The organism is Lactobacillus sp. UMNPBX12, assembly GCF_002553955.1.
In the GTDB taxonomy this organism is placed as follows: Bacteria; Bacillota; Bacilli; order Lactobacillales; family Lactobacillaceae; genus Lactobacillus; species Lactobacillus crispatus.
Genome location: NZ_PCYY01000003.1, coordinates 1 through 15,534, shown reverse-complemented (window position 1 = coordinate 15,534; position 15,534 = coordinate 1). Strand labels below are relative to the sequence as shown.

Sequence of the window (15,534 nt, the reverse complement as noted above, 5' to 3'; positions counted from 1 at the left end):
AAAACAATAAACAATTCTTAACAACAGTAGCTTCTGCTACATATGGTTGTAAGCTTAATTAATAATTATCTGTACTGCGTTTTCAGTACCAGATTAGTTAACAATCGCCTTGGTGGAATCTTTATCAAAGAAGTGAGCTTTGTTAACATCAAAGCCCATCTTAACCTTGTCACCTGGCTTGTGATAATCACGTGAATTTACAATAGCAGTAAATTCAGTACCATCAACTTCTTGGTGAAGCTGAATAGTTGCACCTAGAAGCTCTGAAACAACAACCTTTGATTCAATTACTGAATCTGGCCATGTTTCCATAAATGCTTCTTCTGAGTGAATATCTTCTGGACGAATACCGAAGACCAAGTCTTTATCGTTGTAGCCCTTTTCTTCCAGCAGTTTTGCCTTACCTTCAGGAATACCAATATTCAAGCCTTTGCCATCAGAAATTCGACCGTCCTTGTAGTGAACATTGAAGAAATTCATTTGTGGGGAACCAATAAATCCGGCAACGAACATGTTAACTGGCTTGTTGTAAACTTCAAGTGGTGAGCCGATTTGTTCAACTCTACCAACAGACATTACAACAACTCTATCAGCCAAAGTCATCGCTTCAGTCTGATCGTGGGTAACATAAATAGTTGTAGTACCCAAGTCTTGGTGAAGCTTAGCAATTTCAGTACGCATTACCACACGCAATTTAGCATCCAAGTTTGATAAAGGTTCATCCATCAAGAAGATAGGTGCCGCACGAACGATTGCCCGTCCTAATGCAACACGCTGTCTTTGACCACCGGACAAAGCACCTGGCTTCTTATCCAAGTACTCTTCAAGGCCTAACATCTTAGCTGCTTTTTTAACCTTTTGATCAATTTCATCTTTAGGCGTGTGACGCAACTTTAAACCGAAGGCCATGTTGTCATAAATGGTCATGTGTGGATACAAAGCGTAGTTCTGGAAAACCATCGCGATGTGTCTATCCTTTGGAGCAACATCATTCATTACTTTATGATCGATTTCCAAAGTACCCTTACTGATGTCTTCCAAACCAGCAACCATTCTCAAAGTAGTTGACTTACCACAGCCAGATGGACCAACGAAAACGATGAATTCCTTATCCTTGATATGTAAGTCAAAGTCGTTAACAGAATATCTGTCGTTACCTGCATATTTTTTGTAAATATGGTTTAAATCAACCTCAACCATTGTTTCCCCTACTCTCTAACTTTTATTTTTCATTAAAAACTTTTTCAATCTCACTAAGTTTCAAATCTGCAGTTGTTGGTACGATGTAGTCAGCTTCTTTTAAAAGTTCCTTATCACCAATACCAACTGCAAATTGACCAGCGGCTTTAATTGATTCCACACCAGCTTTAGCATCTTCAAAACTAATTACTTCATCAGCCTTAAGCCCTGCAATTTCTTGTGCTTTTTCATAAATTTCAGGATCTGGCTTACCGTGATGCAATGTGGCAGGATCAACGATGCCATCGAATTCATCCATAATGCCTAATCTGGTCAAAATCTTAGGTGCATTCTTAGAAGCTGAAGCAATTACCATCTTAAGGTTTTGCTTTTTAGCATCTGCCAAAAGTTCTGGAATTCCTGGCAAGATATCCTTTGGTGTCATTGTTTCAACTTGCTCAACGAACTTGGAATTCTTTTCTGCAGCGAATTTTTCTTTTTCAGCTTCAGTATATTTATCTTCTTGACCACCATATTTCAGAATCAATTCCAATGAATCCATTCTTGAAATACCACGTAAGCTATCAAGTTGAGCATCGTTTAAAGTAATGCCTAATTCTTTTGCCAAGTTGTTCCAAGCTGTTAAGTGAAACTTAGCTGAGTTAGTTAAAACACCATCTAAATCGAATAACAATCCTTTAAGCATTTGTAGTTTCACCTTCTTTAAGAGTAACTTTCTTATCGTGAACTAATACATCAATATCTTCACCCTTAAGCAAAGTAAGCTTAGTTCCTTCATGATCAACATAAACTTCGATCAAGCGACCACGGTAGTTGATCTTGAAGCTGTAGTGATCCCAACCTTCAGGAACAAATGGGTTAAACTTCAATTGGTTGTGATCGTAACGCATGCCTGCGAAACCTTGAACAATTGTAAGCCATGAACCACTCATTGAAGTGATGTGCAAACCATCAACGGTGTCGTTGTTGTAGTTATCAAGGTCAAGACGAGCAGTTCTTTGGTAAAGCTCAACAGCCTTCTTTTGCTTGCCAAGTTCAGCAGCTAAGATTGAGTGAATACATGGTGAAAGTGAACTTTCGTGAACTGTTAATGGTTCGTAGAAGTCGAAGTTCTTTTCCTTTTGTTCCATAGTGTATTCATCGTTCAAGAAGTAGATACCTTGTAAAACATCGGCTTGCTTGATGAATGGTGATCTCAAGATCTTGTCCCATGACCAGTGTTGGTTAATTGGACGTTGATCTTCGATTTCGCTAACTGGACGAATATCCTTGTCTAGGAAGTCATCTTGTTGTAAGAAGATGCCTCGTTCCTTGTCTTCTGGTAAGTACATGTTATCTACGATGTCTTGCCATTTAGCCTTTTCTTCGTCAGTTACGCGAACTCTTTCTTGAGCTTCCTTAGTAGCAAGTGGCAAACGTTCCAAAGTGTATTTGAGAAGCCATCTTGCCATGGTGTTGGTGAACCAGTTGTTGTTTACGTTGTTTTCGTATTCATTAGGACCCGTTACACCGTGCATTACGTACTTGTTACGCCACTTTGACCAGTGAACTCTAGCTGCCCAGAATCTTGCGGTACCAACTAAAACGTCCATACCTTCGTTCTTAACGTAGCTGTCGTCGCCAGTGTAATCAGTGTACATAGCAATTGCGTGAGGAATGTCCGCATTTCTGTGAATTTCTTCAAAGGTGATTTCCCATTCATTGTGACATTCAATCCCGTTGAAGGTAACCATTGGGAACAATGCACCTGGTAAGCCTTGTTCTTTAGCGTTATGGTATGCGCCTGGCAATTGATCGTGACGGTATTGTAAAAGTGCCCGAGTAACACTAGGATCAGTAACACATAAGTACATTGGAACAATGTAGGCTTCAGTATCCCAGTAAGTAGCACCACCGTATTTTTCACCGGTAAAACCTTTAGGACCAACGTTAAGACGTTCATCTTCACCGTAATAAGTCATGAATAATTGACAAATGTTAAAGCGGATACCTTGTTGAGCGGCATCATCACCAGCAATTACAACATCTGATTTGTCCCAGCGCTTTTGCCAAACGGCTTCATGATCAGCTAAGTTTTCTTCAAAACTCTTAGCTTGAAGCTTGGTCATCAATTCAGCTGCCTTAGCATCTTGATCATCTGGTTTGACGTCGCGACTAGTAACAACAATGACATCTTTTTCAAGATCGTAGCTTTCGCCTTCATTTAACTCAACTGAAAGCTTTTCATGAAGTTGGGCTGCTTCAGTTGAAACATCACCCTTAACTACTTGACCATTATGACGAAGACTTTGCTTAAGGAGGACTGTAAATTGTGGAACCTTGTATGGGTTAGCCTTAGTTTCAACCTTAATAGTTCTTGCTTCAGCATTTTCACCTAAAGGCATCCAGAATTTTGCATCGTAGTTACTGTCTTCGTTAACAACAGTTCCATCAAGTGCTGCATCAAAGTCGATCTTAGCTTTACCACTTAAAACGGTAGCCTTAACTTTAATTAAAGCTGCTTCTTTTAAGGTAATATGTAAAAACCTTTCGAATTCGAATTTAACCTTAGTATCCTTACCTTCATAAGTAAAACTTCTAGTCAGAAGACCTTGGTGCATATCAAGTGCTAAGTAGAAATCACTAAACTTAACTTTAGCTAAGTCAAGTTTTTCACCATTAATCGTAATTCCCATGTTGATGAAACTTGGTGAGTTAGGAACCTTACCAAAGTACTTTGGATATCCGTTCTTCCACCAACCAACACGCGTCTTATCAGGGAACCAAACACCAGCAAGGTAAGTACCTTGTAAGCTGTCACCTGAATAGCCTTCTTCAAAGTTTCCTCTCATACCCATGTAATCGTTGCCGATTGCAGTCATACTTTCTTGCAATCTTTTATCTTTTGGTTCGAACTTATGGGTAACGACCTTCCAAGGATCAATTTCAAAAATTCGTTTCATATATTCTATCTCCCGTAATATTCGAGGTTCTCTCTTGTTTACGCTTTCATTATCCTTTAGTTGAAAGCGGTTTACAATATTAAATCTGCTGTTACCGTTATCAGGATTAGTTAATAGAAAAAGAAGGTAGATCTTAATCTGCCTTCTTTTTTTGCTTATTAAAAGTAACTTTTAATGAACACTCACTACAAAGCCTTTTGGTGCCAATTGATTATTCTCATAATCTTGACTAAACGTGTTCTCACAATTGATCTCTACTGGATGATCGGTCGTGTTAAAGTATGCTTTAATGCTTTCATTCCCCTCACGATCGACCTCAATTAACCCATTCTCTGTTACGTGTAACTTAATTCGACCTTTACCAAAAGTTTCATCATGTTGCAAACGAAAGTCAATCAATTGATGAACTCGTTGCCAAACCGGGCCGTCTTCTTTTGCCCAATCCATTGGTTTACGACAATCAGGATCGTTGCCACCAGTCATACCCATTTCAGTTCCATAATAAATGCATGGACTACCCTTTTGCATAAATTCAAAAGCTAAGGCTTGCAAAGCCAAATCTTGGTCTCCATTAGCTACTGTCAAAATTCGGGCTGTATCGTGTGAATCAAGCATGTTCATCATGGCTGCATTGGTAGCATCCCGGTATTTCATCAACTGGTCGGTCAAACGACTAGTTAATTCTTGTGCTGACAGCTTATGCTTGAAAAAGTGATCTTCAATCTGCAATGTATATGGATAATTCATTACGCCAGTAAACTCATCACCGTTAAGCCATGGCTGAGCTGAGTGCCAAACTTCACCTACAATATAAAAGTCTGACTTGATATCAGTAACGGCCTTGTGGAATTTCTTCCAGAAGTGGTGATCAACTTCGTTAGCCACATCTAGCCGCCAAGCATCAATATCAAAATATTTTACCCAGTAAGTAGCAATCTCTAACAAGAAATCCTGTACTTCTGGATTAGCTGTGTTCAGCTTTGGCATATGCTTTTCAAAGGCAAAAGTATCGAACTTAGGACTACCCTCACCCTTTAATGGATCGCGGTAAGGTTCAACTGGATATTCATTAATGTGGAACCAACTAGCAAAACGAGAACTTGGACCATTTTTAACAACATCTTGCCATTGCATTGATTGATCACCCAGGTGGTTGAAAACCGCGTCCAGCATGACCTTCATTCCGCGGGCATGAGCTTCATTAACAACTTTCGCAAATAAATCCTTGTCGCCGAATGCCGGATCAACTTGCAAATAGTCAATCGTATCATATTTATGGTTAGAACTGGCTTTAAAAATAGGACAGAAATAAAGGCCATTAACACCCAGTTTCTTCAAGTAATCTAGATGGTCAAGCACGCCTTGCAGGTCACCACCATAGAAGTCTTCGCGGCCAGGATGATCCTCCGGATTCCACGCTTTAACCCCTTGGGGATCATTAGACTTATCACCGTTTGCAAAACGTTCTGGAAAGATTTGGTACCAAACAGTATGCTTAACCCATTCTGGCGTTTTCACCATATCAATTTCATGGCAATATGGCACTTTGAAATAAGAACCATCTTCCATAATGGCCTTGTCTACATCACCGCTAATTGCACGATCACCGACAACTACACTAGTGCCATCACTGCCAATTACTTCAAAGGTATACTTCAAGCGATGATATGGTGCTTCAAGCGTAATGCCCCAATGATCTTCACACTGCCCTACGCCAATTTTTTCCATCTCACATGTTTTAGCCTGTTCAAGTGGCAAATAATTATCGCAGTAGTGAACAATTACTTTTTTAACGTCATTTTTAGCACTGTGAAAACGCACGCGAACATGACTTGGATCAACTACAAAACTATCTTCACTTTCAGTTCGGTGTCTTAAAGCTGCTAATTGCATATATTAATTCTCCTTTTTCAACACAACACCTGCATAAGGCATCAAAGTTAATTTTTCATTAGTTAATTGATATTCTCCCGCTTTTAGTGTTGCAACAGTATAACCGGCTGGTATTTCAACAGTTGTCTTTTGATCACTCAATGAAACAGCTACAATGGCACTTTCATCATGTAAATCACGTTGATAAACATAGCTATTCTTATCCGTTGAAATCATATAATACGTTCCAGTCTGGAATAAGGCTTCTTTTTTGAGTTCCAGCAGTTTTTTGTAAAAATTAAACATGCTGGTGGTATCGTTAATCTCGTTAGCTACGCAAGCATCATCCTGTTTAATACCTGTTATCCATGGTTTAACTTCACTAAAACCATGGTTCTCAGTTGCATCCCACGGCATTGGACCACGGGCCGGCAATTTATGTGTTTCACTAACCATAGCTAAGGCCGCATCTTTGCTCAAAACTTTTTCTGCATCCTTTAACCATGGCGCTACAGTTTGATCTTCGAATTGATCTGCACTAGTGAAATGTAGATTCTTTAACCCTAATTCTTCACCGTAATAAATTACTGGAATTCCGCGTTGCAAATACATCAACATCGCCAAGCTCTTAGCCTGAGTCTGTGTTCTAGCTACGCGTGTAGCCAAACGGGCCATATCATGATTATTCCAATAAAGAGTAGGCTGCGATACGCCTGCTAATGTTTGTTGCCAAACCACTTGATTTTGTTTAAAGGCCGTCAAGTCTAACTTTTTAGGCTGATATTGCTTTGAAAAACGCTGATCACAATTAGAATCATCATCGGTAAAGTACCGGAAGGTAATTACACTATCCATTAGGTGATTACGCTTAGTCGTGTAATCAACAGCTAGATTGACACTAGCACTTGCAGCTTCACCTAATAAAAGCGTATCTGGATAATCCTGCTTAATCTGCTCACAGAAAGGCCGCATCCATTCCTGCACCTGTGGTAAGTTAGCGAAAAATGGTTCCGCAACAATTGGCTTGTTCACGTCCCCATCTCCAGTTGGATAATTTTGTCGCAAATCTGCCTTGCCAATATGGATAAAAGCGTCTAAACGCAAACCATCAATTCCCTTTTTTAGCCAATATTCTGCTACTTCAAGCATAGCGTGACGTACTTCGGGATTTTTCCAATTCAAATCAGGCATCCGTTTATCAAACAAGTGAAAGTAAGATTGACCTGTGCCTGCTGGATCTGGCTCCCATACACTGCCACCAAAGAATGAACCCCAGTTATTAGGTCGCTTGCCATCATGACCAGCGAAAATATAGTAGTCTCGATAAAGGCTATCGGGGTTCTTGATGGCATCTTGGAACCAAGGATGTTGATCAGATGTATGATTCAAGACAAAATCCATGATGAGGTGGATCCCTGCCTTATGCAAATCCTTGATTAAGTTTTCCATATCTTCCATGGTCCCCATATGAGGATCGATTGCAAAATAGTTTGAAACATCATAGCCGTTGTCTACTTGTGGTGAAACAAACACCGGATTTAGCCAAACAGCGTTAACTCCTAGTTTTTTCAAATAAGGGATGCGTTTGCGAATACCATTAAGGTCACCAACGCCATCGCCATTGCTATCTTGAAAAGACTTAGGATAAATTTGATATATAATTGCGTGATCGTACCAATGTGCCATAATTAATTTCCTCCACGCATAGTTTAAGGGAAATGAGAAACCGTTTTCAACATCATATTTATTGTTAGCGGTATCAAAAAAGCACAACTCAAATTTGAATTGTGCTCTTTGCTTACTTCTTTTTAAATATCATGTTCCAAACATTCCGCCACTTGCTGCCTTTCTCCTGCAAATCAGCCACTGGCTGCGTTACCTCAATACAGCCAAGATATTTTCCTTGATCATTATGCAAACTATAAAAGGCAATGTTCACCGGAATCCCATCTTTATGAATCATAATCGACAATTTACCACGTTTGCCTTCGTGCATCTGCTTTAAAACTGCCTTAACATGACCTTGACTGTGACCGGGATGAACTTCAAAGACAGTTTTGCCGATATCTTTTTCAGTTCGCTTAAACAAACGATGTTTATTCATCGATGACCAAACAACCACGTCATTTTCATCTAAGACATCCATTTCTTGGGGAATAGTCTCAAAAATAGCATTTAACTGCTCAACGCTTAAACTGCCACCTACTAATTTAATATTATCTGTCATTTACTTTGCCAACCTTACAACCTCACGGGCAATCATCAATTCTTCGTTGGTTGGCACAATCATGGCCTTTACCTTAGAATCTGGCTTAGAAATAAACTTTTCACCATCAGTATCATTGGCCTTATAATCAGGCTCCAAGCCTAAGTAACGCAATGATGACATTACGCCGGCCCGAACGCCGGGATCATGTTCACCAATCCCAGCAGTAAAGACAATACCATCGATACCGTCAAGTTCTGCCGCATATGCACCAACATAACGGACAACGCGGTTAACAAAAATCTTTCTTGCCAGCCATGCATGCTTATTTTTACTTGCTAACAGATCCCGCATATCAGAGGAAACGCCTGATACACCGAGCATCCCCGACTTATGGTTTAACATATCAACGGCTTTTTCAATCGTCATGCCGGTCTTTTGCATAATATATTCAAGGGCTGATGGATCAAAGTCGCCGCTACGTGTTCCCATTGCTACCCCAGTCACAGGACTAAAGCCCATTGAAGTATCAAGTGACTTGCCATTTTTAACCGCAGTAACTGAAGAACCAGAACCTAAGTGACAAACAATCAATTTTACTGTATATGGGTTCTTGCCCATCATGCGCGCCGCTCTTGGAGCAACATAGCTAACAGAAATGCCGTGAGCACCATACTTACGAATACCATATTTTTCATAATACTTATATGGAATTGGATAAAGATAATTAACTTGATCAAGACTAGTATGATATGACGTATCAAATACTGCCACTTGTGGCACATCTGGAACAATCTTCATAAAAGCCTTAATCCCCATTGCTTCTGGCACATTATGCAAAGGGGCTAATTCACCTAAATCAAAAATTTGTTGCAGCTTTTGCTTATCAATTAAGACGGAATCTTTAAAGGCTTCGCCCCCGTTAACCACTCGGTGTCCAACTCCAAATAATTCGTCTAAGTTCTTTAAAACATGAAACTTCTTTAAATTTTCAATTAACAAGCTTACAGCTGCTTCTTGGTCTGGAATTGAAGTATTTTTAATATATTCTTTGTCGTCGTTCAACTTTATTTTAAAAACAGCATTGTCCATTCCTACACGATCAGCCATCCCTGAAGCAATAACTTTTTCGTCTGGAAATGAAAAAAGCTTATATTTAAATGATGAACTACCAGAATTTATTGCCAAAACTTTTTTCATAATCGTGACCTCTATTCATATTTTATCTCTCAATAAATTGCCTCTTGTTTCCAGTATAGCGCTTTCACTCATAATAGGAAACAATTTTAAAGGCAGTAAAAAAGCACCTCTGAGATATCAGACGTGCTCGTTATTTTTTCGATTTATCTAGTTGATTGGCGCCGAATTAGCTTAGGTTTAAGCATTACTTCACCTTGAGGTGAACCTGATTGGGCAATCTTTTGCAGTAGCATTTTAGCTAACATTTCACCCATTTCAAAAATTGGTTGTTTAATTGTCGTTAGCTTTGGATTAGAAACTTGATCTAAAAAGACACCATCAAAACCAATAACTCCAAAGTCTTCCGGAATTCGAGCGCCTTCATCTTGCAATTGCCGTACAACACCCACTGCAATTCGATCACTGGCACAGACGAAACAAGTATCTTTTTTAAATTCCTTAAAATGTTCATGAATCACATCTTGCGCAGCATGACTATGATTAGAAACCCGAAAAATTTGTGGTATCAACTGGTGTTGTTGCAAAGTGTTGATATAACCAGCTTCACGTGAATATTCAAATGGCTCTTTTAAATCAATTCCAATAAAGATAATGTGCTTATATAACCGGTCTAAAGCATATTGAGTAGCCATCTTCTCTGCTAACTGATTATCAGAATCAACAAAGTCATAGCCGCGGTGACTTTCACCAAATAAAACAAAAGGCTTATCGAGTTTATCAAATAATTCATAATCTTTGTTTCGCGCCCCGGTAATTAAATAGCCATCTGCATGTTCCTTTTCAATTTGATTAGGATCCGTAACTAATTGCATCGCATACTGCTTAGTATTTAAACCACGAGCAAAACCAAAAAGCAAGTTCATATAGTATGGCTCAGTGGTATCAATATCTTCTAAAGTGACGAATTTTACCACGTTAGTCCGATTATTAACTAAAGCCTGTGCAATTGAATTGGGATGGTAGTTTAGTTTCTCCATTGCTTTTTCTACCATTGCTCTTAATTCTGGCGTTACTTGCTCAGGATGATTAATCACTCGTGATACCGTCATTTTTGATACATTTGCTTCTTTAGCAACATCTGATAAAGTAGTCATATTATTCCTATTCTAAGTACATCTTTCTGAATCGGTTTAAATCTTTTTGGCTAAAGCCAAGCTCTTTTTTGAAAAATCCATCAAAACTGCCCCAGCCTTGGCGAATAGTTTCCGTAATTCCACGAATAGCCGGTCCCTCTCCCTTGGTAATATTCATTTTAGAAACTAGGCTAGCAATTTCATTATCATCGGGGAACTGTTTAGCCAAAGCAAAGTCATACAATTCATTGGTCAATAAATAATCACGCGAAATGGTGTCATCATCAACACCTAATGCGGTCAAAATTAACGCCGAAGTCATGCCTGTTCTATCTTTGCCCGCACTACAATGATAAACTAACGCATCTTCTTCAGGTAATTCAATCAATTCCGCAAAAATTTTAGCAAATTCATGTTGGCTATGTGAATTAAGCAAAACCTGTTGGTAAATTTGACCAAGCCAATTGTCACCCATATCAGGAATATGATGGACAAAGCGATATAACTTGTTATCGCCTTTATTTTGCTTGCGGTTTTCAGAATAAATATGTGCATCAACAAAACGGACATTTGACCAAAGCTTGTCAGGCGCTGAATTTTGTTCATACTTAGAGCGTAAATCAACATCTACGGTAATTCGGCGTTCAACTAACTTTTCTTGATCTTCCTTCGACAAGGAGCTAAGTGAATCAGAACGATATATTTTGTTCCACTTTACATGTTGACCCTTGTCATTTTGGTAGCCGCCGATGTCTCTGAAATTCAGCGGTCCATCCAAAGCTAATATTCGATCATGCTTCATTTTTCCTTGCCTTTCCTCATTAAAGTGTTAATACCGTACTTTTATTATATCATTATCAGTCATGTGCAAATAACCGAGCAGCACGAATTGCACGTTGCCAACCTGAATAAAGTTTTTCACGTTCAACTGCACTCATTTTCGGTTCAAAGGCCTGTCCAATCGTAAAGGTATGCTTTAACTCGTCAATATTTTTCCAATAGCCAACGGCAAGGCCAGCTAAAAAGGCTGCACCCATGCTGGTTGTTTCCAGCGTTTTAGCGCGTTCAATTTCAATCCCTAAAATGTCAGCCTGAAACTGCATCAGGTAATTGTTGTTGCTAGCACCGCCATCAACACGTAAAGCAGGAATTTCAATGCCTGAATCTTGTTGCATCGTATCAACAACGTCACGGGTTTGATAAGCTAATGACTGCAAAGTTGCTTTAATTATATCCTTGTCAGTAGTTCCACGTGTAACACCGAAGATTGAGCCACGAGTCTCCGCATCCCAATATGGTGCGCCTAACCCAGTGAAGGCAGGGACAACGTAAACCTCGTTCTCTGATGTCGACTCAAGCGCTGCTTGTTCAGAGTCTGGCGCATGCTTAATCAACTTCATCGAATCGCGTAGCCATTGAATTGCACTACCAGCCACAAAGATTGATCCTTCTAAAGCATAAGTAATCTTACCATTAATGCCATAACCAATGGTCGTTAACAGATTATTGTTAGAGTCTGTTGGCTTGTCTCCTGTGTTCATCACAATAAAGGCACCGGTGCCATATGTGTTTTTCACCATTCCTGGTTTCAAAGCTAGTTGACCAAATAAGGCTGCCTGTTGGTCACCGGCCATCCCAGCAATTGGCACTTGTCCACCAAAGAACATATATGACGCTGTTTCACCATAAATCTCTGAATTCGAGCGCACCTCAGGCAACATTTGCTTAGGAATATTGAGCAAATGCAAAATATCGTCATCCCACTTGAGCGTGTGAATATTAAACAGCATGGTCCGTGAAGCATTAGTGTAATCAGTCACGTGTTTAGCACCATCAGTTAACTTCCAAACTAGCCAACTATCAATCGTGCCAAAAAGCAACTTTCCCTGTTCAGCTTTTTCTTGCGCGCCAGGTACATGATCAAGAATCCAGCGAATCTTAGTTGCACTGAAGTATGGGTCAATAATTAAGCCTGTTTTTTGACGAATTTCATCACTATAGCCTTCTTTTTTTAATTTTTCAGCTAATTCTGTTGTCTGCCGTGACTGCCAAACGATTGCATGATAAATTGGCTCACCTGTATCCTTGTCCCAAACAACAGTCGTTTCACGTTGGTTGGTAATGCCAATTGCGGCAATTTGATTAGGCCAAATGCCCGAATTAATAAAAGCATTGGCAATTGTTGTTTGGACCGCCATCCAGATTTTATTAGCGTCATGTTCAACCCAGCCAGGCTCTGGAAAATATTGGTGAAATTCTTTTTGGGCAGAAGCAACTTCACGTCCATCATGGTCAAAAATAATTGCTCTAGTAGAGGTGGTTCCTTCATCGATTGCTAAAATATATTTTTCTGTCATAGTTATTCTCTTTTCTGCAAAAGCGCTTTCTTATAATATTACTGTTTTTCTAATGCAGATTCTAGCAGTTAATGTAATAGATACGGTATAATTTTTATAAGGATTTTTTAAGGAGGGCATTTTAATGGAAAAAAATCAAAAAATTGCGGTAACAATTGCGGGTAACGATAGTGATGGTAGTGCAGGAATGCCAGCAGATTTGCATTCATTCTATGCACGGGGCGTTTATGGCATGGGGCTGATGACCGCGGCTGTAGCTGGTAATACAAAAGGAATTTTTGCCCAACAAATTATGCCGCTTGATTTTATCCAAAAGCAATTCGATGTGTTAAACGACGACTTCAAGATTAATGCGACTAAGACAGGGATGCTGGCTAACAAGGAAATTATCGATTGCGTTGCCGATAATCTTGAAAAATACGACATGGGTAAAATCGTGCTTGATCCCGTCATCATCACTAAGCACGGTGCCACCCTACTTGACGATGATGCCTACCAGACCTTCTTAGGCAGATTATTGCCGCTAGCCGATGTAATTACGCCTAACTTTTATGAACAACAAAAGCTAACTGGCTTGAAGCTAAATAATAAGGAAGAAATTCACGCAGGCGCTAAAAAACTACAAGAGATGGGTGCTAAAAATGTCTTGATGAAGGGACGTCATGACTCAGATAATCAGACTGAAGTAACTGATATTTTGTTGACTGAAGATGGCGCATTTCACGAATTTACCAAGCCTTTCTTTAAGACTGATCGCGTGAATGGCACAGGTGATACTCTCTCCGCAGTTATTGCGGCAGAATTAGCTAAGGGAAAGTCTGTAATTGATGCTATAAAAATTGGTAAGGACTTTACTTACGCTGCAATTTCTCACCCAATTGATGTTGGTTCAAAATGGGGTCCGATCAATCACTTGGCTGCACAGGAAGAAAATAGATAGAAAAAATACCGAAGCTCAGATTTTGAACTTCGGTGTTTTTATGTCTGTTTTCAATTAAATCATTGCTGTGTAGAGATACAGTATTACACAAATAATGAACGCTATTACGTATCCCATGATTATGCTAATAACCCAATGAATATGATGATGTTGCATCCAAGTAGCTAACCAATCGCCCAGGACTAGACAATATGATCCTACCAGCCAGTAATTGATCTTTTTCTGATTAATTGCTGGTAATGGCAAGATTAAGATTATTATCAGTGTTACAGCTAAAATGTATTTTAGAGCTTGATAAAGTTTGGGACTTAGTAATGATTCACGCATAGCTTCTCCCGTTATTATTGATATCTCCATCCTGCATATTTCCAATTACGAATTTTATAAACTCTACCTACCTTGTATGGATTTACTTGCCCTAGCATAGCGCCTACAAGTTTCTTAGCAATAAATGCAATTACTCCAGACGCAAGTCCCATTGTAGGAACACCAGCGGCAGATCCGATTAAGCCTGAAATAATGCCGAAAGCAGCACCGTAGCTTGCACTTCTAATCTTATTTAACATCGATTTTGACAAATAAAGATTAAAATTACCATTTCCATAGTACCTTACTCTAGTAACACCAGCCTGATGCTTTTTTACTAGCTCACCAGAAAAGCTTGTTCCATAAGCTTCATTAATAGCTCGTTCCAAAGCATCATCTGAAATTTCAAATGTTTTTACACCATTATCTACCTCCTTCTCTTTACTCCAAACAACTTTCATATATTACGGTAAACCATTTCCACTATGCTGGGATTCTTCTTGTATCATATTTGTTACAAATTATTACTCAGGCCAACTAGCAATAAAGTTTTTATAGCCTAATACACCAAGATCATGTCTAATCTCTTTTGCTTTGTCCATTTGATCTAAAAATAATGCTTTCATATAAAACACTTCAATTCTATAAATCATCAAGTGAAACGACTCAGTAGCATCAATAATATATTCCATCGCGTCATCAATATGATCAAAATGTGCAGTTTTCTTATGAACCTTTCTGTCGTAACAAACTACCAGATAATTTTCTAGTAATCTTAAGTATCTTTCAGTCGTTAACTCTGAAAATTCTGCCTTTTTTGCAAAATCAAGCAAACGCCCAATTAAAAAGTCCAATTCGTCTTGTGGCCACATCGGCATCGTATTAGCCAATAATCGCAGTAGGTCTGGTCGCTCAAGCCAATTATTCCCTCCATCAAACTCAGCTTTTATCTTCGTCCTGATTTCTACATCAATCTTGTCAGTTTCACCCTTAAAATATGCCGAAGTAATTAATGCTCGCAACTTCAAAACCTCATTATTAGATGAATTCATTATCTGCTGACAATACTTATCCAAAGCTTCAGTATCTTTTGCACTAACTGCTAGATTCATTTTAAATTCAAATTGCTTCTCAACTTTTCGTTCTTCTGACGTATAATCATCTTGAATAAGATCACAAAACTCTACTAGATCAACTTGATGCTCAAGCAATATTTTAAATAAGCTCTCCGCATTTATGCGATTTTTGCCACTTTCAATCCTTGCGTAAAAAGGACGACTAAGGATCCCAGCACACATTTGATCCTGTGTTAGTCCTAATTTTATTCTTTCTTTGCGTAGTGCTTCTGCTATGAAAAATGTAAGCAAATGTATGACTATGTTTTATTTTCATACATTTTGGACTATTCGTGCTTTCCATTTCTCTTACCAACGTCTAC

General features: G+C 39.0%; 13 protein-coding genes. 1 reads left to right on the top strand and 12 read right to left on the bottom strand.

The genetic code is table 11. From position 1 onward, the window contains the following. Positions 1-93: 93 nt before the first annotated feature. The 10 genes from CP363_RS01835 to glpK all read right to left on the bottom strand — a co-directional run bounded on the left by CP363_RS01835 (position 94) and on the right by glpK (position 12,850). The gene (locus CP363_RS01835) at positions 94-1,200 is read right to left on the bottom strand and encodes an ABC transporter ATP-binding protein (protein WP_023487724.1); all 1,107 of its coding nucleotides are present in this window, start codon (positions 1,198-1,200) and stop codon (positions 94-96) included. 22 nt (positions 1,201-1,222) lie between these two features. Further along, on the bottom strand, positions 1,223-1,885 hold the full coding sequence (gene pgmB, locus CP363_RS01830; protein WP_025006267.1) for a beta-phosphoglucomutase: 663 nt from the start codon (positions 1,883-1,885) through the stop codon (positions 1,223-1,225). Next, the gene (locus CP363_RS01825) at positions 1,878-4,142 is read right to left on the bottom strand and encodes a glycoside hydrolase family 65 protein (RefSeq protein WP_098035743.1); all 2,265 of its coding nucleotides are present in this window, start codon (positions 4,140-4,142) and stop codon (positions 1,878-1,880) included. The genes pgmB and CP363_RS01825 overlap by 8 nt, the downstream gene beginning before the upstream one ends. A gap of 171 nt (positions 4,143-4,313) precedes the next feature. Beyond that, complete coding sequence (locus CP363_RS01820) at positions 4,314-6,035, bottom strand: glycoside hydrolase family 13 protein (protein WP_013086994.1); 1,722 nt, start codon at positions 6,033-6,035, stop codon at positions 4,314-4,316. A gap of 3 nt (positions 6,036-6,038) precedes the next feature. After that, entirely contained in the window at positions 6,039-7,700 is a 1,662-nt protein-coding gene (locus tag CP363_RS01815) for an alpha-glucosidase (protein WP_089150450.1), read from the bottom strand. Positions 7,701-7,812: 112 nt separating this feature from the next. Further along, on the bottom strand, positions 7,813-8,241 hold the full coding sequence (locus CP363_RS01810) for a PAS domain-containing protein (protein ID WP_013086996.1): 429 nt from the start codon (positions 8,239-8,241) through the stop codon (positions 7,813-7,815). Further along, complete coding sequence (locus CP363_RS01805) at positions 8,242-9,420, bottom strand: acetate/propionate family kinase (RefSeq protein ID WP_098035742.1); 1,179 nt, start codon at positions 9,418-9,420, stop codon at positions 8,242-8,244. Positions 9,421-9,563: 143 nt separating this feature from the next. Next, positions 9,564-10,514 carry a LacI family DNA-binding transcriptional regulator gene (locus CP363_RS01800; protein WP_098035741.1) on the bottom strand — a complete coding sequence of 317 codons (951 nt, stop codon included), beginning with the start codon at positions 10,512-10,514 and terminating at the stop codon, positions 9,564-9,566. Between the two features lie 7 nt (positions 10,515-10,521). Further along, positions 10,522-11,295, bottom strand: a complete 774-nt coding sequence (locus CP363_RS01795; protein WP_005723724.1) for a tyrosine-protein phosphatase — start codon at positions 11,293-11,295, stop codon at positions 10,522-10,524. A 55-nt stretch (positions 11,296-11,350) separates the two neighbouring features. Then, positions 11,351-12,850: a glycerol kinase GlpK gene (gene glpK, locus CP363_RS01790; RefSeq protein WP_023487729.1), complete on the bottom strand. Its 1,500-nt coding sequence runs from the start codon at positions 12,848-12,850 to the stop codon at positions 11,351-11,353. A 124-nt stretch (positions 12,851-12,974) separates the two neighbouring features. Here glpK and thiD point away from each other — a divergent pair, with 124 nt between their 5' ends. Next, positions 12,975-13,790: a bifunctional hydroxymethylpyrimidine kinase/phosphomethylpyrimidine kinase gene (thiD, locus tag CP363_RS01785; RefSeq protein WP_068813503.1), complete on the top strand. Its 816-nt coding sequence runs from the start codon at positions 12,975-12,977 to the stop codon at positions 13,788-13,790. Between the two features lie 341 nt (positions 13,791-14,131). Here the strand turns inward: thiD and CP363_RS10885 are convergent, their stop codons facing one another. Continuing rightward, positions 14,132-14,557 carry a hypothetical protein gene (locus CP363_RS10885; protein WP_223876143.1) on the bottom strand — a complete coding sequence of 142 codons (426 nt, stop codon included), beginning with the start codon at positions 14,555-14,557 and terminating at the stop codon, positions 14,132-14,134. 63 nt (positions 14,558-14,620) lie between these two features. Continuing rightward, positions 14,621-15,448: a helix-turn-helix domain-containing protein gene (locus tag CP363_RS01770; RefSeq protein ID WP_255404463.1), complete on the bottom strand. Its 828-nt coding sequence runs from the start codon at positions 15,446-15,448 to the stop codon at positions 14,621-14,623. Between the last annotated feature and the right edge of the window lie 86 nt (positions 15,449-15,534).